This is a genomic window from Thalassospira sp. TSL5-1 (assembly GCF_001907695.1).
Lineage (GTDB): Bacteria > Pseudomonadota > Alphaproteobacteria > Rhodospirillales > Thalassospiraceae > Thalassospira.
Genome location: NZ_KV880637.1, coordinates 362,585 through 383,045 on the forward strand (window position 1 = coordinate 362,585; position 20,461 = coordinate 383,045).

Annotated in this window: 23 protein-coding genes; 17 read left to right on the plus strand and 6 right to left on the minus strand. The window is 52.9% G+C overall.

What is annotated here, in order from left to right; translation table 11 throughout:
- Window position 1 precedes the first annotated feature (1 nt).
- The 10 genes from LF95_RS01720 to ftsY all read left to right on the plus strand — a co-directional run bounded on the left by LF95_RS01720 (window position 2) and on the right by ftsY (window position 8,870).
- Window positions 2-412, plus strand: a complete 411-nt coding sequence (locus tag LF95_RS01720; protein ID WP_073953394.1) for an RNA-binding S4 domain-containing protein — start codon at window positions 2-4, stop codon at window positions 410-412.
- Between the two features lie 283 nt (window positions 413-695).
- Window positions 696-830, plus strand: coding sequence for a 50S ribosomal protein L34 (rpmH, locus tag LF95_RS01730; RefSeq protein ID WP_073953396.1), 135 nt, complete (start codon window positions 696-698; stop codon window positions 828-830).
- 4 nt (window positions 831-834) lie between these two features.
- A complete protein-coding gene (gene rnpA / locus LF95_RS01735) occupies window positions 835-1,293 on the plus strand; it encodes a ribonuclease P protein component (RefSeq protein ID WP_073953397.1) in 459 nt (152 codons plus the stop codon).
- A 17-nt stretch (window positions 1,294-1,310) separates the two neighbouring features.
- Window positions 1,311-1,580 (plus strand): membrane protein insertion efficiency factor YidD, encoded by a 270-nt coding sequence (gene yidD, locus LF95_RS01740; protein WP_252509705.1) that lies wholly within the window; start codon window positions 1,311-1,313, stop codon window positions 1,578-1,580.
- 52 nt (window positions 1,581-1,632) lie between these two features.
- Window positions 1,633-3,357 carry a membrane protein insertase YidC gene (gene yidC / locus LF95_RS01745; protein ID WP_073953399.1) on the plus strand — a complete coding sequence of 575 codons (1,725 nt, stop codon included), beginning with the start codon at window positions 1,633-1,635 and terminating at the stop codon, window positions 3,355-3,357.
- A 48-nt stretch (window positions 3,358-3,405) separates the two neighbouring features.
- Complete coding sequence (yihA, locus tag LF95_RS01750) at window positions 3,406-4,068, plus strand: ribosome biogenesis GTP-binding protein YihA/YsxC (RefSeq protein ID WP_073953400.1); 663 nt, start codon at window positions 3,406-3,408, stop codon at window positions 4,066-4,068.
- A 49-nt stretch (window positions 4,069-4,117) separates the two neighbouring features.
- Window positions 4,118-5,044, plus strand: a complete 927-nt coding sequence (argB, locus tag LF95_RS01755; protein WP_073953401.1) for an acetylglutamate kinase — start codon at window positions 4,118-4,120, stop codon at window positions 5,042-5,044.
- Between the two features lie 158 nt (window positions 5,045-5,202).
- A complete protein-coding gene (locus tag LF95_RS01760) occupies window positions 5,203-6,261 on the plus strand; it encodes a GGDEF domain-containing protein (protein WP_073954766.1) in 1,059 nt (352 codons plus the stop codon).
- Window positions 6,262-6,690: 429 nt separating this feature from the next.
- Complete coding sequence (gene mtaB, locus LF95_RS01770) at window positions 6,691-7,938, plus strand: tRNA (N(6)-L-threonylcarbamoyladenosine(37)-C(2))-methylthiotransferase MtaB (RefSeq protein ID WP_073953403.1); 1,248 nt, start codon at window positions 6,691-6,693, stop codon at window positions 7,936-7,938.
- The gene (ftsY, locus tag LF95_RS01775; protein ID WP_073953404.1) at window positions 7,935-8,870 is read left to right on the plus strand and encodes a signal recognition particle-docking protein FtsY; all 936 of its coding nucleotides are present in this window, start codon (window positions 7,935-7,937) and stop codon (window positions 8,868-8,870) included. The genes mtaB and ftsY overlap by 4 nt, the downstream gene beginning before the upstream one ends.
- Before the next feature lie 145 nt (window positions 8,871-9,015).
- Here the strand turns inward: ftsY and LF95_RS01780 are convergent, their stop codons facing one another.
- The 3 genes from LF95_RS01780 to LF95_RS01790 all read right to left on the minus strand — a co-directional run bounded on the left by LF95_RS01780 (window position 9,016) and on the right by LF95_RS01790 (window position 12,010).
- Window positions 9,016-10,524, minus strand: coding sequence for a tripartite tricarboxylate transporter permease (locus LF95_RS01780; protein WP_073953405.1), 1,509 nt, complete (start codon window positions 10,522-10,524; stop codon window positions 9,016-9,018).
- A 1-nt stretch (window position 10,525) separates the two neighbouring features.
- On the minus strand, window positions 10,526-10,996 hold the full coding sequence (locus tag LF95_RS01785) for a tripartite tricarboxylate transporter TctB family protein (protein WP_073953406.1): 471 nt from the start codon (window positions 10,994-10,996) through the stop codon (window positions 10,526-10,528).
- A gap of 78 nt (window positions 10,997-11,074) precedes the next feature.
- A complete protein-coding gene (locus LF95_RS01790; RefSeq protein WP_215905641.1) occupies window positions 11,075-12,010 on the minus strand; it encodes a tripartite tricarboxylate transporter substrate binding protein in 936 nt (311 codons plus the stop codon).
- Between the two features lie 264 nt (window positions 12,011-12,274).
- Between LF95_RS01790 and LF95_RS01795 the strand changes: the two genes are divergently transcribed.
- Genes LF95_RS01795 through prpB form a run of 3 tightly spaced genes read left to right on the plus strand, consistent with a single transcriptional unit; the run spans window position 12,275 to window position 15,062 of the window.
- Entirely contained in the window at window positions 12,275-12,949 is a 675-nt protein-coding gene (locus tag LF95_RS01795) for a GntR family transcriptional regulator (protein WP_073953408.1), read from the plus strand.
- Window positions 12,946-14,115 carry a PrpF domain-containing protein gene (locus tag LF95_RS01800; RefSeq protein ID WP_073953409.1) on the plus strand — a complete coding sequence of 390 codons (1,170 nt, stop codon included), beginning with the start codon at window positions 12,946-12,948 and terminating at the stop codon, window positions 14,113-14,115. Before LF95_RS01795 ends, LF95_RS01800 begins: the two co-directional genes overlap by 4 nt.
- Before the next feature lie 26 nt (window positions 14,116-14,141).
- Window positions 14,142-15,062 carry a methylisocitrate lyase gene (prpB, locus tag LF95_RS01805; protein ID WP_252509624.1) on the plus strand — a complete coding sequence of 307 codons (921 nt, stop codon included), beginning with the start codon at window positions 14,142-14,144 and terminating at the stop codon, window positions 15,060-15,062.
- Window positions 15,063-15,220: 158 nt separating this feature from the next.
- On the opposite strand, the gene LF95_RS01810 is transcribed toward prpB, so the two are convergent.
- Entirely contained in the window at window positions 15,221-16,582 is a 1,362-nt protein-coding gene (locus LF95_RS01810; RefSeq protein WP_073953410.1) for a diacylglycerol/lipid kinase family protein, read from the minus strand.
- A gap of 124 nt (window positions 16,583-16,706) precedes the next feature.
- Window positions 16,707-17,210, minus strand: coding sequence for a Dps family protein (locus LF95_RS01815; protein WP_073953411.1), 504 nt, complete (start codon window positions 17,208-17,210; stop codon window positions 16,707-16,709).
- A gap of 193 nt (window positions 17,211-17,403) precedes the next feature.
- On the opposite strand from LF95_RS01815, the gene LF95_RS01820 reads away from it, so the two are divergent.
- Together LF95_RS01820 and LF95_RS01825 are read left to right on the plus strand one after the other, a co-directional pair.
- Window positions 17,404-17,844, plus strand: a complete 441-nt coding sequence (locus tag LF95_RS01820) for a hypothetical protein (RefSeq protein ID WP_073953412.1) — start codon at window positions 17,404-17,406, stop codon at window positions 17,842-17,844.
- A gap of 225 nt (window positions 17,845-18,069) precedes the next feature.
- On the plus strand, window positions 18,070-18,597 hold the full coding sequence (locus LF95_RS01825) for a YqaA family protein (RefSeq protein WP_252509706.1): 528 nt from the start codon (window positions 18,070-18,072) through the stop codon (window positions 18,595-18,597).
- An 86-nt stretch (window positions 18,598-18,683) separates the two neighbouring features.
- On the opposite strand, the gene LF95_RS01830 is transcribed toward LF95_RS01825, so the two are convergent.
- Window positions 18,684-18,893 carry a hypothetical protein gene (locus LF95_RS01830; protein WP_073953414.1) on the minus strand — a complete coding sequence of 70 codons (210 nt, stop codon included), beginning with the start codon at window positions 18,891-18,893 and terminating at the stop codon, window positions 18,684-18,686.
- A gap of 347 nt (window positions 18,894-19,240) precedes the next feature.
- Between LF95_RS01830 and LF95_RS01835 the strand changes: the two genes are divergently transcribed.
- Both LF95_RS01835 and LF95_RS01840 read left to right on the plus strand, forming a co-directional pair.
- Window positions 19,241-19,768 (plus strand): sigma-70 family RNA polymerase sigma factor, encoded by a 528-nt coding sequence (locus tag LF95_RS01835; RefSeq protein ID WP_073953415.1) that lies wholly within the window; start codon window positions 19,241-19,243, stop codon window positions 19,766-19,768.
- Window positions 19,768-20,010, plus strand: coding sequence for a hypothetical protein (locus tag LF95_RS01840; RefSeq protein ID WP_073953416.1), 243 nt, complete (start codon window positions 19,768-19,770; stop codon window positions 20,008-20,010). Before LF95_RS01835 ends, LF95_RS01840 begins: the two co-directional genes overlap by 1 nt.
- The last annotated feature ends 451 nt before the right edge of the window (window positions 20,011-20,461 follow it).

The following is a 20,461-nucleotide window of genomic DNA, read 5'->3' on the forward strand; positions in this document are numbered from 1 at the left end:
GATGTCTGATCAGGAAGGCGGAAAAATCCGCATTGATAAATGGTTGTGGTATGCGCGTTTTTTCAAAACACGCTCGCTTGCCAGCAAAGCCTGCCAGGGCGGGCATATCGTGCTGAATGGAGCAACTGTTTCCAAAGCCAGTGTTGCGGTGGGGCAGGGCGACCGACTCCAGTTTTTTCAGGGGCCGTATATTCGCATTGTCGAGATTGTGGCGGTGGGGACCCGCCGTGGCCCGGCGCCAGAGGCCCAGGCTCTTTATCAGGACCATTCGCCACCCCGCATTAAAAAAGCCGATGCCAATGCCGATATTCGCACGGCTGACGTGGCGGTGCGCGAAACAGGTAGCGGGCGCCCCACCAAGGCTGAAAGGCGCGCGCTGGACCGTTTACGTGGCGATGTTGGCCCGGATTGACTCCGCTGGTCGTCTTTTTTGCCGTCGGGCTTGGAGAGGGCGATTCGGTAAAATGCCGCCTTGTGATTGACGAAAGGGCGTTGACTTTGTGGGCATCGCCGCTTATCCACTGCGACCTTGCGTTCCAATTTGATGCCGCGTGTGACAAAACCCGCCGCCATTGCCGGATTTCGGCGAAAAACGACCTAAATGGCGGTGGCGTGATTGACAGCGCAAGTGGGAAGCCCTATACAGCGGACCTCGAATTTTATTGGATTACCTTCATTAGAACGGAGTATGTGCAGTGAAACGCACCTACCAGCCCAGCAAACTCGTCCGGAAACGCCGCCATGGCTTCCGTTCCCGCAACGCGACCGTCGGTGGCCGCCGCGTGATTACCGCACGCCGCGCCAAGGGCCGCAAGCGTCTGTCGGCCTAATCTTGTGACCGTTACGGTGGAACGCCTGAAAAAGCGTGCGGATTTTCTCCGTGTCGCCGGGACCCGCCGTAAATGGGTTACAGATGGTTTGATCCTGCAAGGTGCACCGCGCCCCGGGATCCAGCCAGAAGACCAAAGCGCCGGAGAAGACCGTTTCGCCCGAATCGGTTTTACCGTCACCAAAAAGGTGGGCAAGGCCGTCGTACGCAATCGCGTTCGGCGGCGTTTGCGTGCTGTCGCCGACCTGTTGGCACCTGATATGGCTTTGTCTGGATGGGATTATGTCGTGATTGGACGGCAGCAAACCATCGAGCGGCCTTTTGATGCCCTGGTCGAGGACATGAGAACTGCCTTGCGGCGTATACCTGACGCCAAGCCATCCTCTGCTGACCGATCGCGCCCTTCTCGGGGCCGGGGAAAGGCAAAAGGGGGAAAGCGTCAGGCGGGAGGGTCGGTAAAATGAGTCCTCTTGCGCGCCTCATGCAACTCGCCGTTCGCGGGTATCAGCTTTTTTTATCTCCCTATGTTGGATGGCAATGTCGTTACCAGCCAACCTGCTCGGCCTACATGATGGAGGCTTTGGCGAAACATGGGGCATTGAAAGGCGGCTGGATCGGGTTTAAACGGATCATGCGCTGTCACCCGTGGGGGGGGCATGGTTATGACCCCGTTCCCGATTGTGGTTGCGAACATAAAAAGGCGCCGCCGGACAGAGACCCTCGGTCCTCGGCGCTTTCGTCATATAGATAGAATAAACAGCCGGTCAGGCCGCGTGGCCGCCGGACGAAAGCGGAAAGAGGCGATGAACGAACAACGTAACCTCTGGATTGCGATTGCAGTATCGGTCGTAATCCTGGTCGGGTTCCAATTCCTTTTCCCTCACAAACCTGATCCCCAGGTTCGCGAGGCGCAGGTGCGCGAGCAATTGGATGTCAATAAATCCACGGCGCCGCAGCCTTCCACGTCGAGTGCTGCACCGTCGGCCCCCGGTGGGTCCGCCGCTGCACCGGTTGCGAACCGCAGCGAAGCCCTGTCAACTTCGCCGCGCATCGCAATTGATACGCCGCGTGTGAAGGGCTCCATTCGTCTGGTTGGTGGCCTGATTGACGATATCCAGTTGCAGGATTATCGGGAAACCGAAGACCCCAAAAGCCCACTTATTCATGTTCTGAACCCGGCCGGGTCGAATGAAGCCTATTTTGGCGAATTTGGCTGGGTCGCAGGCGAGGGTGAAAAGCTCGCCCTGCCGGGGAATGACACCCGCTGGCAGGCTGATAGCGAAACGCTGAGCCCGGAAAAGCCCGTTACCCTGACCTGGGATAACGGCCAGGGCCTCATCTTCAAGCGGACCATCTCGATCGATGACAACTATATGTTTTCGGTCAAGCAGTCGGTGACGAACAATAGTGGCAAATCGGTTTCGCTTTACCCCTATGGTCTGATTTCGCGCCGGGGTCTGCCGCATACGTCTGGCTATTACATCCTTCACGAAGGTCCGATTGGCGTTATTGATGGCTCGCTCAAAGAGATCAGCTACAAGGACCTGATGGAAGACGACGGCACGGTTAGCGAGAAATCGACCGGCGGCTGGGTGGGGATCACCGATAAATACTGGCTGGTCGCCCTGGCCCCGGCCAATGACGAAAGCCTGACGGCCCGTTTCAGCCATCATATGGCGAACAATACCGACAAGTTCCAGGCCGATTATCTGGGGGCGGCCCGCACGGTTGCCAATGGCGAAAGCACCAGCACCGAAAGCCACATGTTTGCCGGGGCAAAGGAATATAAACTTCTGGAGGCCTATTCCGAACAGTACAATATCAAGCTGTTTGATCGTGCAATCGACTTTGGCTGGTTCTGGTTCCTGACCATTCCGTTCTTCCAGATCCTGCAGTGGATCAACCATGTGATTGGCAACTTTGGCCTGTCGATCCTGGCCTTTACGGTTCTGGTCAAGGCGGTGATGTTCCCGCTGGCCAACAAGTCCTACAAATCCATGAGCGGCATGAAAAAGCTGCAGCCGAAAATGACGCAGATTCGCGAACAGTTCGCCGATGACCGTCAGCGTCAGCAGCAGGAAATCATGGCCCTGTATAAACGTGAAAAGATCAACCCGGCATCGGGCTGTCTTCCGATCGTTGTGCAGATCCCGGTATTCTTTGCACTTTATAAAGTGCTGTTTGTGAATATCGAAATGCGTCATGCACCGTTTTTTGGCTGGATTCAGGACCTTTCGGCACCGGACCCCACGACGCTGTTTAACCTGTTTGGTTTGATCGACTGGACCCCGCCGCATATGCTGATGATTGGTGTGTGGCCGTTGATCATGGGGATCACCATGTTCCTCCAGCAGAAGCTGAACCCGGCACCGGCTGATCCGACCCAGGCCAAGATTATGATGTTCCTTCCGGTCATCTTTACCTTTATGCTGGCGAACTTCCCGGCAGGTCTGGTGATCTACTGGGCATGGAACAACACGTTGTCGATCATTCAGCAGCGTTACATCATGTACCGGATGGGGGTCTGAGGACCCCCGTCTTCGGGCCGCTCATGTGGCGGGCGGATACGGAAAATAATGACCGAAGCAAACATAACGGTACCCTTGTCGGTGCCGACATACAAAGAACACCAGATCGAAGCCGGGCGCCTGCTTTTTACGCGCCCGGTGACTTTCATGTTGGGGGTTGCCAAGCTTGAGCAGCTGCCCGCCGAAGACAAGGTCGAGATCTGTTTTGCCGGACGTTCAAATGTCGGCAAATCCAGCCTGATCAATGCGCTTTGTTCGCGCAAGGATATGGCCCGTACGTCCAACACTCCCGGGCGTACCCAGCAGCTTAACTTTTTTGACCTGGATGGTGCCTTTAACCTGGTCGATTTGCCCGGTTATGGTTTTGCCCAGGCCCCCAAGGATGTTGTGCGCAGTTGGCAGGGGCTCATTCGGCATTACCTGCGCGGGCGCGTGATGCTGCGCCGTGTTTTCGTCCTTATCGATTCGCGCCATGGATTTAAGGGCGCTGATCTTGAAATGATGAAAATGCTCGATGAGACCGCAGTGTCCTATCAGGTTGTTTTGACCAAGGCCGACAAGCTGAAAAAAGGCCAGATGGAAAAACGCATTGCCGAAGTGGTAACGGCGCTGAAAAAACATCCAGCTGCCCTTAACCAGATTTTTGCGACTTCAAGTGAAAAAAATACAGGTATTTCGGAATTGCGTGCCGAAATCGCAAGCCTGTTATAATGATAGACGACCGCGTTCCTGATACGCGTTGCATGAATTGGGGAGCCCTATGAGCGAAGAGATCCGTCCGGAAGATGAAAATTCTGAATCCAGCGCATACCGGACTTTGGCCCGTGCCAAGGTTCTGTCGGAAGCTTTGCCCTATATGCGACGCTATAACGGCCAGAAAATAGTGATCAAATATGGCGGCCATGCAATGGGGGACCCGGAGCTGGCACGCCTGTTTGCGCAGGATGTGGTGTTGCTCAAGCAGGTTGGCATGAATCCGATTGTGGTTCATGGCGGCGGCCCGCAGATCGGCCAGATGCTCAAGGAACTCAACATTCAGTCCGAATTCGTTGATGGTTTGCGCGTGACCGACCAACAGACGATTGATGTCGTCGAAATGGTGCTGGCTGGCAAGATCAACAAGGAAATCGTTTCCAATATCAATGCCTCAGGCGGTGTGGCTGTTGGCCTGTGTGGCAAGGATGCACATCTGATTACCGCGCGCAAGCTGACCCGGACCAAACGTGACCCGGAAAGCAATATTGAAAAAGTTCTCGATCTTGGCTTTGTCGGCGAGCCGGTTGCAGTGAACCCCCATGTGCTCGATTGTTTTGCCAGCACGGATATTATTCCGGTAATTGCACCCATAGGTGTTGATGAAAACGGTCAGACATACAATATCAATGCTGATACCGCTGCCGGTGCCGTTGCAAAGGCAGTGGGCGCGCGTCGCCTGTATATGCTGACCGATGTGAAGGGAATCCTGGACCAGAACAAGCAGTTGGTGCGCGATGCCGATGTTGAGAGCATTAATGCCATGATTGCCGATGGGACGATTTCGGGCGGGATGATCCCCAAAACCGAAACCTGTCTTGATGCCGTTCAAAATGGTGTGGAAGCTGCTGTTATTGTTGATGGGCGTGCGCCCCATGCCGTGCTGCTGGAACTGTTCACCGAACGGGGTGCTGGTACGATGATCCGGGGATAGTCCCCGGGCATCTGGCTCTGCTGTTGATGGCAAAGATGTGTTTGTCGCACAATTTGATGTATAATTGCTGCTAGACTACGCCTGTGGTCTGATCTGCGATTACGCAGGTTGTTTGTGGGATAAATTTGCCACAAAAGGTTGTGTGGAGCAAATATAAGGTGACAACAGAGTCTCCTCTTAAATCCCGATACTGGGACACCGCGTCTGCGGCGCTGGATGTATTGCGCGAATATAACCTCTCGCCTGTACCGGAAGTGTTCCATGTCTGGTTTGTTTATTTCGCTGATGAAAACCCGGATATTTTCCGCGCGCTGGATCTCGCCCGCCAACAGGGAAGTGCTATCGAGGAAAAGCAGATTTTTGACCTTTATCAGCGGTTTATTCTACACCCGCAGATGGCCGAATTTTTGCTGCAGGGGATGGATGACTTTGCCGATGTCATTGATCATAGCGAACACAGCATAGGCTCTGTGACAGCCGAATTGACGGTTTATGGCAAGGTTCTGCAAGAAGTTGACGCCGTTTTGCAGCGCGATGGCCAGAAGATGGAAATTTTGGGTCTGGTCGCCCGCCAGACTCGTCAAATCCGCCAAAGTGTTTCGGCATTGAGCGATCAGCTGGAAACCTATCATCAGCAAATTACCGATCTTCAGACTGAGTTGCAAAAGGCGCGTGAACAATCCTTTACCGATGGTTTGACCCGCGTTTCCAACCGTTTGCATTTTGAACAGTTACTCAATGGTCTTGCCGATGACCTGGATAACGAGACGAACAACCAGCCCTTTTGCCTGATGTTGATTGATCTGGACCAGTTCAAGCAAATCAATGACCGGTTTGGGCATCGGGTGGGCGATGAAATTCTGGTTCTGATCGCCGGGATATTGAAATCCACGATCAAGGGGCGGGATACGGTCGCGCGTTATGGCGGTGATGAATTTACCGTGTTGCTTCCACAAACCAGGCTTGATGAAGCAAAATCACTGGCAGAAGAGCTGTGTAATTCCGTCAGGGTGCGTGAAGTGCGGGCAAAATCGTCGGGGGTTTCGTTTGGGCATATGACAGTCTCGATTGGCGTTGCCGAATATCAAAAGGGTGAAGGGGCGGCATCCCTTGTTGATCGAACGGATAAAGCCCTGTATCAAGCCAAACAGGCTGGCCGGGACCAGTATTGCATTGCTTTTCCATCGGCTGATACCGTCGAACCGGCAGGCTGTTAAGGCTGTTTCAACGATCATCCATTGCCATGATGTCTGCCGGAAAAATGGACAAGGTGACGCATGGCAGTGTTGTGTGGATGACCATGATTTTCGGTTTGGTACGTTGATTGCCGTTTTGGTTTAAGCGATGCTTTTCTTGTTCGGTTTGGCATTCTCCTTTTTAAAACAAAGCCTTGGTTTCGTTCTGTTGGGCGGCACGAATATGTTGTCGGATATGACAAAGGCGCGCCTGATCGCGTGCCCCTAAGGGGCGGTATGGGGCCTTGCGTGGCTGTGGTCTTGCAATCATCGGTGCAAAAGCGTATGTAACCAGCGCCTGACAGCGATAGTTGCTGCCGGGCTGTCTGGCGTTTGTGGCAGGAATTGCCTGCCATTCAGCCAGAAACGACATGTGTTTCCGTATTTACCGCCAGCCTTCGAAAGCCGAGCATGACAGAGCCGCGCGTCATTACATTTGGTTGCCGTTTGAACACCTATGAATCCGAGGTGATGCGCGACCACGCCAAGGCAGCAGGGTTGGATGATGCGATCATCATCAATACCTGCGCTGTTACGACCGAGGCCGAACGCCAGGCGAGGCAGAATATTCGCCGTCTGCGTCGCGAAAACCCGGATGCCAAAATTTTCGTCACCGGCTGTGCCGTGCAGGTAAACCCGGAAAAATTCGCCGGGATGAAGGAGATCGACCGCATATTTGGCAACGATACCAAAATGAAGGCCGAAACCTTCATGGATATCAGCCATGAACGCGTGATCGTAAACGACATCATGTCGGTTGAAGAAACCGCCAGCCATCTTGTATCGGGCTTTGAGGGGCGCGCGCGGGCCTTTGTCCAGGTCCAGAATGGGTGTGATCATCGCTGCACATTTTGCATTATTCCCTATGGTCGGGGAAATTCGCGCAGTGTGCCGTTGGGCGAAATTGTCACCCAGGTGCGTGAACTGGTCGCCAATGGCTATGCCGAGGTTGTTTTGACCGGCGTTGATATTACATCCTATGGTCATGACTTGCCCGGTAAGCCGACGCTGGGGCAAATGGCGCGTCGGCTGCTGGCCCAGGTGCCGGAACTGCCGCGTTTGCGTATTTCATCGGTCGATCCGGTGGAAATTGACGAAGATATTTTTCGCCTGATCGAAACCGAACCGCGCCTGATGCCGCATATGCACATTAGTTTGCAAGCCGGTGATGACATGGTGCTCAAGCGCATGAAGCGTCGTCATTTGCGCCAGGATGTGATCGACTTTTGCCAAAAGGTCCGTGCATTGCGGTCTGATGTTACCTTTGGCGCCGATATTATTGCCGGTTTTCCGACCGAAACCGATGAGATGGCTGAAAATACCTTGCGCCTGGTCGAGGAATGCGGGTTGATTTACCTTCATGTGTTTCCTTATTCATCGCGTCCGGGCACGCCAGCGGCAAAAATGCCGCAGGTTGCCAAGGACAAGCGCAAGGAACGGGCCGCCGCTCTGCGTGAAGCAGGCGAGATTCAGCTTGCGGCATTTTTGCAATCGCGCGTCGGGCTGGTCGAAAATGTGCTGATCGAAAAGGAAAATACGGGCCATACGGAGCATTTTGCTCCCGTTGAGCTGGATCGCGTGATAGAACCGGGCACAATCGCCAGGGCCAAGGTTGTTGGTCATCAAGACGGAAAACTGATTGCGGAGCTGATGGTATGAGTGATGAGGGGAAAAAAAGCTGGTTTGCCCGATTAAAGGACGGGTTGAAACGGTCCTCCTCGAAACTGACTACCGGCATTGCCGATATTTTTACCAAGCGCCGCCTTGATGATGATGCGCTGGAAGAATTTGAAGATCTGCTGATCACGTCGGATCTTGGCGTTACCACGGCAGCAAAGCTGAGTGGTGAACTGGCAAAAACCCGCTTTGACAAAGAAGTGGATTCTGCCGAAATCCAGGAATTCATTGCCGAAGAAGTTGCCAAAATTCTTGAACCGGTGGCAAAGCCGCTGGTTCTGGACCCGGCGCATAAGCCCCATGTGGTGTTGGTGGTGGGCGTGAATGGGTCGGGCAAAACCACCACCATTGGCAAACTGGCGAAATCCTATAAGGATCAGGGCCTGAAGGTCATGATGGCAGCGGGCGATACCTTTCGTGCGGCTGCGGTCGAACAGCTTAAGGTTTGGGGTGAACGCACCGATTGCCCGGTCATTTCCCGTGATACGGGCGCGGATGCCGCAGGCCTTGCCTTTGATGCGATTGAGCAGGCAAAACGCCAGGGCATGGATTTATTGTTGATTGATACGGCTGGCCGTTTGCAAAACAAATCACACCTGATGGACGAACTTAAAAAGATCGTTCGTGTGATTCGCAAATGCGATGAAACTGCCCCGCATGACACGCTTTTGGTGCTTGATGCCACAACCGGCCAAAACGCCCATTCCCAGGTAGAGCTGTTTTCGGCCGCGACCAATGTGTCGGGCCTGATTGTCACAAAGCTGGATGGCACGGCCAAAGGTGGTGTTGTTGTGGCCCTGGCCGAAAAGTTCGGCAAGCCGGTCCACGCCATTGGCGTTGGCGAAAGTGCCGAAGATTTGCGCCCGTTCGAAGCACGCAATTTTGCCCGCAGCCTTGCCGGGTTGGTGGATTAAACGTCAAAAGGTGGCGGGCAGCAGCATTACAGCATCGGATTTGTCGATAGTTGTTATCTGAATTTACCCGTTAGAAAAAAGCCCCCGAAGTTGATGTCCAACTTTCGGGGGCTTTTGTTTGGGGGGGTGTTTAAATGTGGGAGCGTTAATTTTGCCCAGCCTGTCTGCGTTTACGCATCCGCATCACCAACGGCAAGACGACGGCACCGACCAAAAGAAACATCAGCACGATGGCGATGGGTCTTTCGACAAGATAGGCAAACGGGTTTCCACCCGAAATTTGAAGAGTGCGGACAATTTCCCCTTCTGTCATTCGGCCCAGTAGCAGTCCAATGACGGTGGCTGCCACAGGATAGTCGTGGCGCCGCATCAGCCAGCCAATACCGGCAAAAGCCATAACTGTCACCGGTCCTGCAATGGTGCCGGTAATGCCAAATCCACCCCAGGCGCATAACGCCAAAACCGATGGCACCAGATAGGTTAACGGGACGCGCACGATCATGCCCAATATGCGCAAGGACAATAAACCGATCACCGCAAGCAGGATCACCTGGCCCATATTGCCAATAATAATCGAATAAACGATGTCTCGTTGATCGCGGATAAAGGCTGGCCCACCGACAAGGTTGTGAAAGGAAAAGGCTGCCAGCAATACGGCTGTTGCGGCACCACCGGGAATGCCAAGCGCCAGCAGGGCCGTCATGGAGCCGCCTTCGGAGCTGGAATTTGCCGATTCAGCGGCAACCACGCCGTCAGGCTCGCCCTTGCCAAACCGTTCCGGGTGTTTGGAGCTGCGCCTGACTTCGCCATATGCCACCAGATTGGCGACAGATGAGCCAACACCGGGAACGGCCCCAATTAAAACGCCAATGATACTGCCGCGCAACAAAACGCCGGGATGGCGAAAGGCCATGACAAAACCGGCAATCAATTTGCGAAAGGAGATGTTGCGGTTTTCGGTGGCTTCAACCAGATAGCCGTCGCCGCGTAATCGCAGCAATTCGGAGGCCGCGAAAATACCGATCATGGCGGGCACCACGGCAATGCCGTCAATCAGATACGGATTGCCAATCGTTGTGCGCATGATGCCTGTTGTGGACATGCCTATTTGACTTAGTAAAAGCCCGAATAAACCGGCGACAAGGCCCTTTGATACCGCCCCTTGATTAAGCGTCGCAATCAGGGTCAGGCCCCACATGACCACCATAACCATTTCCAGCGGGCCTAACTTTAAAACAACAAAAGCCAACGGCTGGATGAGCAGCAATAAAAGGATATAGCCGAAGAAAGCGCCAAAAACCGATGCCCCCAGGCCAATGCCCAGGGCCTCGTTATGTTGGCCCCGACGCGCCATCGGGTGTCCGTCAAATGCGGTTGCCACGGACGAGGAAGAACCTGGAATATTCATCAGGATCGCGGTAACGCCACCGCCATATGCCCCACCGGTAAAAATCGATGTCAGGAAAAGCATGGCCTGAAGAAAGTCCATTGACCAGGTGATTGGCAGGAAGACCGCCATTGCCATCGAAATTTGCAAACCCGGTATCGCGCCGAAAACAAGGCCGATGAGCAGCCCCGGAATGACATAGAGCCACGGGGTAAAATCGGTGAAAAGCAGCGAAAGGGCCTGGGAAAATGCAAAGCTGTCAATCATGTTAAAGAACCAGTAACGGCATGGGAAACGGGAAAAGCGATCCGAAGCCTTCGACAAGGAACAGGGTAAACAGGGCGGCATAAAGAGGCGGGAGCCACCAGCGTTTTTCGCCGCCAATGACAATGCCGACCCAGACAAACAAAAATGTCGCGATGTCAAAGCCGACTGTGGTGAGGCCAAAGCATAGGGCTGCGAAAAGACCCAGTAATACAAGGTCGATCAGGGTGGCTCGCCGGTTTGCGCGTTGTTCAAGGGGCTCTTTGGGGGCTGCTTTATTTGGGTTTTGCAGATTTTTGATGATGATGCCAGCCACCAGCAGCAAAAGGGCGATGCCAACCGGAACGACAACAACCAGGTTGTAGAGCTTGGTGGATGCCGAAATTGCGCTCCAGTTCAGAAATATGGCTGCTGCGGCGATAAGGGCAAGAAAAGCCAAATGAGATAGGGACAGGCTTGATTGGCGACCGGACATATTGGTGCTCCTGAGCGAGCGGAACGGAACAGAGCGGAGTGGGGAAGTGTGCAACGAATTGCACACTTCGAGGCAGGATCACTTTGCGATGTCTTTGAACCGTTTCAGGGTTTCAAAGTTCGACTTGATGATTTCGGTCGTCAATTCCGGGCCAAGCCAATCGCTGCCAATACCCTGCTTTTTGAGGTCGGCAATAAAAGCCGGGTCAGTGAGGATTGTTTTATAGGCCTTGGTAAAGATCTCGAAACGTTCCGGGTATTTTTCCTTAAAGCTCGCACGTGCTGCGATGCCGCGCATAGATCCCACCAGCGGGGCAATTTTCTTGCCATGTTTGGCCAGAACTTCGTTCAGGGTCGGGGCATCCCAGTCGGGCACCCGTTTGTCAGACGCAATGGCAAGCGGGCGAATATATTCCGCAATTGAAATGCTGCCATCCGCCCCCAGAACAGTCATGTCAACCTGTCCGCCGGCTGCTGCCGTGCGTGCTGCACTACCCGATTCATAGGTGACAATATTGACGTCGTCTTCTTTAAGGTCATAGGCTTCAAGCAGTTGCAGGGTGTTGATATACCCTGTGGAGCCCGGCACAACGGATATGCGCATTTTCCCCGGGTTTTCCTTGATCGCCGCCATGAATTCATCAGGGGATTTGTAAGGCAGGTCGGCATTCAGGGCAAAAAGGTCAACATCTGTCCATTGACCATTGATGAAGGCAAAATCATCAAGGCTGTAATCGGCACCGACCTGCAGAATGGCGTTGCTAATATAGGGATGGATCGAGCTTGCCAGGAAGAAACTGCCGTCATCGGGCATGTTTAAAAAATAGGTTTGGCCGACATGGCCGCCGCCGCCTTTTTGGTTGATGACCCGAATGGGAACGTCGAGTTCCTGCTGAAGGCGCTGGGCCACGGCGCGTGCCGTGCGATCAGCCGAGCCACCCGGCCCGAGCGCAACGACAAAAGTAATCTGCTGATCTGGCCATTTGGTTTCCGCCTGGGCAGGTGCCAGGGACATTGCGAATGTACTTGCCGCGAAGAGAGCCGCGGATGCCATTGATAAAATTTTACGCCTCATTTTTTCCTCCATGTATGGCTGGATGCGTTCTCTGCACACCCTTGTTGTTAACAATATATAATTTCTTTTATAGTTGGGGCAATTTTGGCACCGTAAGTCAAGATAAAAAATTCTATGTTAATAGGGGTTTTTTGATGTAAGAAGGTATCAAGAGGCCGCAGTGCCAAATTTATATGATTTCAAAATCAGGAGTTATTGTTAACAATGATGCCTGTTGAGCATGGTTCAGCCTGGTCCGCACTTGAGGCGGAACTGCGCGAAGATATTTTGTCAGGGCGGATTGCGCCGGGTGAGCGTCTGGGTGAAGTGCCTTTGGCAGAGCGTTTCTCCGTGAGCCGTGGCCCGGTTCGGGATGCGCTTCGCAAGCTCGCAGCGGCGGGGCTGGTTTCGTTTTTGCCCAATATCGGGGCCAGGGTGCGTGTGTTTTCCCAGGAAGATGCACGCGCACTTTACGAATTGCGTGCGGCGCTGGAATCTGATGCTGCACGCTGGGCGGCACGTCGGGCCGACAAAAAACAGGCGCGTGGCTTGATTGGTTTGTTAAGTCAGCATGCCGAAAGCATCGCTGCGCATCCGGCCGGGGCTTACTTGCAAAATGGCAAGGATGCGGATTTTCATATTGTGATTGCGGAAATGGCGCAAAATCCGCTGTTGCGCGATTTGCTTGCCGATGAGCTTTATCCGCAGCTTGCCCTGCTGCGCCGCCAGCATCGAAATGTTGCAGGTCGGGGGCGGGTGGCGTTGCGTGAACATGAAAATATTGCGGATGCGATCCTGAATGGGGATGACGAGCTTGCCGCCCTTTTGATGCGCCGTCATATCGAGTCGAGCTGGAAGGCTTTGCAAGGGCAACTTGAAGTCGGGAATCCTGAAAAATGAAGCAACGTCGTATCCCTGCTGTCTTCATGCGAGGCGGCACATCGCGTGCCCTGATGCTCAAGCAAAGTGATTTGCCTCAAGACCGCGCGCAGTGGCCCGCATTGTTCCGTGCGATGTTGGGCAGTCCTGATCCAAACGGCCGTCAGCTTGACGGTATGGGGGGCGGGATCTCTTCGCTGAGCAAAATTTGTATTATTGCGCCGTCCGCGCGCGATGATGCGGATGTTGATTACACTTTTGCCCAGGTGTCTGTCACGGGGGACGCCGTTGATTTTAGCGGTAATTGCGGCAATATGAGTTCTGCCGTCGGGCCTTTTTCGATCGATGAAAAGCTGGTGCCGTGCCCGAAAGATGGCGATGTTACCGTCCGAATATTCAATACAAACACCCGGAAAATTATCCACAGCACCTTTGCCGTGCAAGGGGGTGAAGCTGTTGTGGTTGGCGATATGCCAATACCTGGCGTTGCCGGGGCGGGGGCACCTGTTCGCCTTGATTTCTTTTATCCTGGCGGGTCACAGGGGCGCGGGATTTTACCTGCGGGTGCAGCGCGATCTGTGCTGGAGCTTGCCGACGGGCAACGTTGCGAGGCCTCTTTGATTGATGCAGGTGTGGCCGCCGTTTTTGTCACGGCGTCATCTGTTGGGGTGGGGCCGGAGATTATGGATCATGATCTTGAAAATGATCCCCGGACAATGGCGCGGTTGGAAGAAATTCGCTGTGCTGCTTCGGTGGCAATGGGCATTGCGGCTTCCCGTGAGGAGGCGGCTGCAATTATTGCGATTCCCAAGGTGGCCATTGTTGCCCCGGCCCAGAATTATCAGGATTTGTCAAAACAGGTGGTTGATATGGCAACCCATGCCATGACGATCCGCATGATTTCAGCCGGGCAACCGCACAAGGCCGTACCGATTACGGGGGCTTTGGCTGTTGCCTGTGCTGCGGTTGTGCCCGGCAGCATTATCGCCGGGATTGTCGCGCCAACCGGTTGCGATACAGCACGTTTGCCAATTGGAACGCCCAGCGGTGTGGTGACAGTTGGAACCGCGCTTAAGGTGCCGCCTGTTTGTGGTGCGGTGCCCGAAATTGAACGTGCTTTTCTTTACCGGACTCAACGCCGCCTGATGGAAGGGGCTGTTTGTATTCCTTCAACTGTTCACAGCTGACATAGATTATTGAAGACGGAGTTGTCATGAAACAGGACGAAAATAATAACGCAAGCGTATGGCTGGAACAGCCAATGCCGACCGGCCTTGGTGCGGAAATGGCAGCCTATTGGAAAGATAAACGGTTTTTATCAATCGCCGGTGCCCATGATCCGATGGCAGGGCTTTTGGCGCGCAAGGCTGGTTTTTCTGCCTTGTATCTTTCCGGGGCGGCGCTGACAGCCTCGATGGGATTGCCCGATCTTGGCCTTGTCACAATGGAAGAACTGGTAAAGCGGGCCCAGGCGATTGTGCGGGTTACCCGCCTGCCGCTGCTGGTGGATGGTGATACCGGTTTTGGCGAAGTCCTTAATGTTATGCGTCTGGTACGCGAGCTTGAAGATGTCGGTGTTGCCGCGGTCCAGCTTGAAGATCAGGTGCTGCCTAAAAAATGCGGTCATTTGAACGGCAAGCAGTTGGTTTCGCCCGAACATATGGCAGAGAAAATTGCCGCCGCATCGCGGGCCCGTCGCGACCTGCGCATTGTTGCCCGCACTGATGCTGCCGCTAGCGAGGGTATTGATGCTGCAATTGCCCGCGCCAAGCTGTATGTCGAGGCTGGTGCTGATGCGATCTTCCCCGAGGCTTTGCACGATGAAGAGCAGTTCCGTGCCTTTTCTGCTGCCATTGACGCGCCGTTGCTGGCCAATATGACGGAGTTTGGCCGAACCCGGCAGACCTCGGCTGCGGAATTTGATGCGATGGGATATGCGATGGCGATCTGGCCGGTATCGGGGCTTCGCATTGCAGCCCGCGCGATGGAGAAATTCTACGACGAACTGGCTGCAACGGGCACTGCTGAAGGGACTGTTGATCAAATGCAAACCCGGGCAGAACTTTATGAAGTGATCCGCTATTTTGGTTATGAGGCGTTGGACAGCAAAATTCAGCGAACCATTTTGCCTTAAAGGCGGATGATCATTGTTTTGGTCAGAGCTTTTTAAATGAATGTGCCTGGTAGCCTGCACCAAAGCGGGCAACCAGGCGCATTTATGTTGGGTAAGGTGCCAACCGGTAGCACCTTTTGATGCACAGTAATATACGCCGTGCCATATGCCCTATGGTATCAGTCCCCGGTAAGGGAGGCTAATTCGGTGCGCAAAGTCTTTAAGGTTTCCGACAATGCCCGAAGACTATTTTTGATCTGTTCGGGTTTATCCTCGGTTGGGCAGGTTTTCAGGGTTGCCATAAGCAGGTTGATCTGGTTGAGCAACCCGGCTGCCAGACGTTCATCAAGGTCGTTCAGCACCCACGAAAGCGCCTTGTCGCGCAGGGTTTCCAGACTGTGAAAATCCGGGTCTGGCGAGGATAGGGGCAGGCCGTAGGGCCGCAGGTCCAGTTCAAGCTGGCGCACAATATCCCGCAGCTTGCGTGATTGATCGTGGCAAATCGCCTTGAGCTGCGTGCTCGATGCAATGTTGTAAATCGCCTCAAGCCGGATTGTCAGGTCTTCGGTATCAATGGTGATGTCGTTTAGGGCATCACCGTCGGCAATGTCATTTTCGCTGAGGGCGTCGCCGGTAAAGGCATTTGGTGCAAAAACCGTCAGGGCGCCACAATCGAGCGAGAAGGTCGCGGGCAATTTGCTGATGATTTCGCCGTCCGCCAAAATTGGATGGGGTTCGGGACAGTCGATATGAATGTCATCGCATTCCATTGTCAGGGCGAGTTCGGATTCATCAACCGATCCGAACAACAATGCGGCACCAATATCCATGCCTGATAGCGTGTCGACATCGGCCCGAATGGCAAAAACATGCAGTTTGCCGTCATCCAGGCGCTTGTTTTCGCTCGGGCGCAACCCGCCACCAAAATACTGGCCGTTGGTGACGGTCAATTGCCGCAGTTTCAAATGTTGTTTTTCATGCCCGGCACAGGTCACATCCAGCTCCAGCGGGGGCATGTCATGCCAGCTTTGCCAATTGGCAACCGCATAGCTGATGGCACCGGTCCAGCGTTTAAGGTCCGGGTTGATGCGTTTGCGGGCATCTGCTGGCACGCCAATCGAGGCGGCATTGACAAAGCTTTTGCCATTGACCCGGCCAATATCAAGCTGGGCCAATTGGCCATTAATGGCGGCCTGGGCAGCTTGTATCGGGTCGTCAGGCAGTTTCAGGCTGCGGGCGAAATCGTTGGCTGTGCCCAGCGGCAGGGCCAGCAGGACCGTTCCAGAATGGCGAATGGGATCAATCACCGCATTGATGGTGCCATCCCCCCCACCGATGGCGATAATATCCCCCGGTGTGGTATTGGTTTTGATTTGCGCGATCATGGCTTCAGGATCGTCACAGAAAACCAGTTCTGTCCGGTATCCGGCATCCTCGAACACGCTGCGTAACGCCTGTGCACCGTCCCGGCGCCATTTTTCCGGCACCTTGGTGCGCGTCAGCAGCATTAGAACCTTGCCGGTAAGATCAGAGTTTTCCACCTGTGGGGTCTCCCTGTTAAGCCAAACCGCAGGAACGTGCCGTGCGGCACCATACTATAGGACGTTAATATCAATAAAAAAACCGGCGCCTTTATGGCGCCGGCTGATTTTGTCGAAATGGCGTTTATGCCAGGGTGGCACGCAGCATCCAGGCGGCTTCTTCATGCACGCCGATGCGCGCGGTCAGCATGTCTGCCGTGGTCGGATCATCGACGCTATCGGCTTCATTAACGCCTTCGCGCAACAGCTTTGCCATTTTTTCGTGGTCTTCAACCAGTTCCTTGATCATTTCATTGGTGCCGAGGAGTTCGGTCTCGTCCGTAATGATCGAGTTTTTGATCATGGTCGACAGGCCCGTTGGCGCATTAAAGCCAATGGCACGAATACGTTCTGCCATATCATCATTGGCGGCGTGCAGATCTTCGTACTGCTCTTCGGTCATTTTATGTAGCGAGTAGAAACTGGGGCCGACAACATTCCAGTGAACGCCGCGTACTTTGCCATAAAGAACGTGGGTTGATGCCACAATCTGGGTCAGCATTTCCGAGAGTTTACGGCGATCCTTGCGCTCAACGCCCGTTTCGACGGGCAATTCCTTGGCGATGGTCTGCATGTTGCTCTCAGCCATTGGTGACTCCTGTTTTTCGTGCGAGTAGGTTATTTGTCTCAACTTAATGATTGCCCATATAACGCCTTTGAAAAGACAAGGTTCCAGATAAATAAATAACGGCAAACGGGAACATCATCTTGCGCATCTCGTTATCAGGTCAAGGCAACGTCAAATAAAGGCGTCGCTTTTTAAACAAAAAACGGAGGTTGTGATGCTTGCTAAAGCAATGTTGATGGCTGGTACTATTATGGTTTCGTCGGCGGTTATGCTCCCGGCATATGCAGATTCGATGAAAACCGATGACGCGATCGAACACGATGCAACCAAAATGAAGAATGACGCCGAAAACCAGTACGAAGACGCCAAGGAATTTACCTACGACAAGAAATCCGAATTCATGGAGTGGGCCCAAAAGCAGTCTGACGCGCTGGGCGAAAAATATGATGAGATGAAAGAATCTGCATCTGACAAGGGTGACAGTGCCTGGGATACCGTCTCTGATGCCTGGAACGATGCGAAGGAAAACCTGAGCGAGGCAATGGATGATGTTCAGGAATCGTCTGCTGAAACGTGGGAAGACGTAAAGGCCGAGACTGTTGAAGCCTTGAACAAGGCCCAGAAAGCACTCGATGACAAGCCCGACGCCCAATAACAGACATCACAACCTGCTTGGGCGCGTGTAAGTCCAAGGGTGCTTTGGCCCATTCCGGTATATCCGGGGTGGGCCATTTTCATACGGGGCATGGCATTGTGACAAAATCCCCGACAAATCGCTTTAGTGCAATAAGCAAGCAGGGTGCCAATGAGCGGAACACAGCGCGAGGATAATAGCGAAAACGCACCGGGTCGCCTCACATGGTGGCAGCGCGTGCGCGGCATGTTGGAGGCCCTTGCCGAGGGAAAGCGAGGGCTCGCGGGGATTGCGACCGCATCATTTTTGGAAACAACCATTATTCCCATTCCGGTCGAGATTATTATTGCGCCCCTGATGGCGATTTCTCGCAGGCGTGGTTTGAAAATTGCCACAGCAACCCTGGTCGGCAGTGTTTTGGGCGCGGTGATACTTTATTTTCTGTCGTTGTGGGTTTTTGATGATGTGGTCAATCCGTTTCTGGACTGGACCCAGGGACACGAACAATTTGACCAGTTAAAACAGCGATTTCAGGAAGGGGGGTTCTGGCTGGTTTTTGTTATTAGTGTCACGCCAGCCCCGATGCAAATTGCGGCCCTCGCTGCCGGGGCGGCAGATTATCCATTCTGGCTGTTTTTTATCGCAATTTTTCTGTCCCGAGCGATCCGCTATTATGGATTATTCGCGATTGTTCATCTGCTTGGCGCGGGATATGTGCGCTACTTTGCGGGAAAGAAGCCTAAAAAGACGGAAGATTGGCAAAATAGCGGCTGAATGCAGAAAATATTGACGAGAATATTTGTCTGATTTCTTGAAACAAAAACGCCCGGTGAATTTTTCCGGGCGTTTTTTTTTTGCTGTTATTCAGCTTCGATGCGGAAATCTGTGGTCGTTTTACCTTCGACTTCAGGGGCATCCATGTCCTCTGCGACAAGACCGCGGCGGATTAATTCGCGGATCGCAGCAGCGCGCGTGGGCATTCTGTGCTCGAAACGCCAATCATCAATCACCTTCAGCTCGTCGTCATCCAACATAATTTGGAGCTTTTCGGTCCGTTTGGAGGTGGGCACTTTGTGCTCCTTTGTTCATCCGCTCTCCCTGATGAGGGGGCGGAAACCGTTGATATTCGTTGGTTTCAAAAATTTTGGAGTAAGTGACGTTACCTCCGTTTTCACCGTAACTCAACCACAATACTGAATTTGATCAGAATATGGATACTGATCAATATATGTAAAGTAATCAGAATGTATAAAGTAGGTATTGTGATGATTTTATTCATAATAATGAGGTTATTGAGCCTGAGTTGGTTGTTTATAATATGTATTGAGAGTGTATTGATATAGTGAAGTATACGAAATTACTTGTAATGCCTCTGGTATTTGTTAGGGTTGATTACCAACAAAAAACGGAGGTTGTGATGTCGGGCCAAGTAATGAATGAAATCGAAGATCATGTTCCTGCACTGCGTCGTCATGCGTATCGACTGACAGGCACTCAGGACCGTGCAAACGATCTCGTTCAAGACACTCTGCTCAAGGCTATCAGCAAACAGGACAAATTCGAGGAAGGCACCAGCCTCAAGGCTTGGTTACATCGTATTCTGTTTAATACCTTTATTTCTGATGTGCGCCGCACCAAAACCCGTGGTCATCATGTTGACTGGGATGATCTTGGCGATGTCTACGGACATGGCAGCAATCAGATGGCGCGTTTGCAGCTTCGTGATGCTGATCGCGTTCTTGATGAGCTTCCGGAGCAGGAGCGTCAGGCCATTCTGTTAACCACGGTAGAAGAAATGTCCTATCAGGACGCTGCCGAGTTTATGAATGTTGAAATTGGTACAGTAAAATCGCGTGTTGGTCGTGCTCGCCGCAAGTTGCGCGGTATGGTTGGTCAAATTGAAGCACGCGAACACGTTTCCCGTTTTGTATCGGAGGCAAGTTAATGACAGCAGTTCTTGCTATTTACGGCAGGGAAGACATTTTGAAATATGTACAGGGCAATATCGAGACGGATGCTGACAAGCACGAGATCGAACAGCTTGTGCAAAGTGATCCAATGGCAGCAAAAACCGTCATCGATATTGAAAAAGGTCATGTAAACGACACAAATATGGTCGACTTTCTTCAATATCGCCGCGTACAACGGTTGAAGAGGTTAGCCAAATCTGTTGGTTTGCTTCACTAGACTATCGAATACGGGGTTGTCATCTTTTCCCTCAACGTCTTTATTGTTCAATCCCGAATTAGGCCGGTATCCTTTATAGGAGCCGGCCTCTTTTTATTTTTATCAATATTTTGTGTTTCGGAATTATCATATTTTACAAGATATTAGCGCATAATTTGATGCTGTTTTTGTAGTTTTGTTGCTACTTTTTTTGTCTTGCGACTCGGACAGTCAAGCAGGTGTGCTAGTCGCGAATCGAACATCGTGTTCGATCCGATCGGAATGGGTACGTGGTATTTACCGTTTGCTATTTTGCCGTGGCGTGAGCGCATGTTTGTCGCGGCATTCAAGTGATAATATTGTCATGCCTTTTGCCGTTTTAAAGGTTGGTCCGGGTCCATTGCAGTGCAATGGCGCCTTAGCGCCTTAAAAATGGAAGTTTCGATATACATCTGCGGCAAAGTTGCCTGTG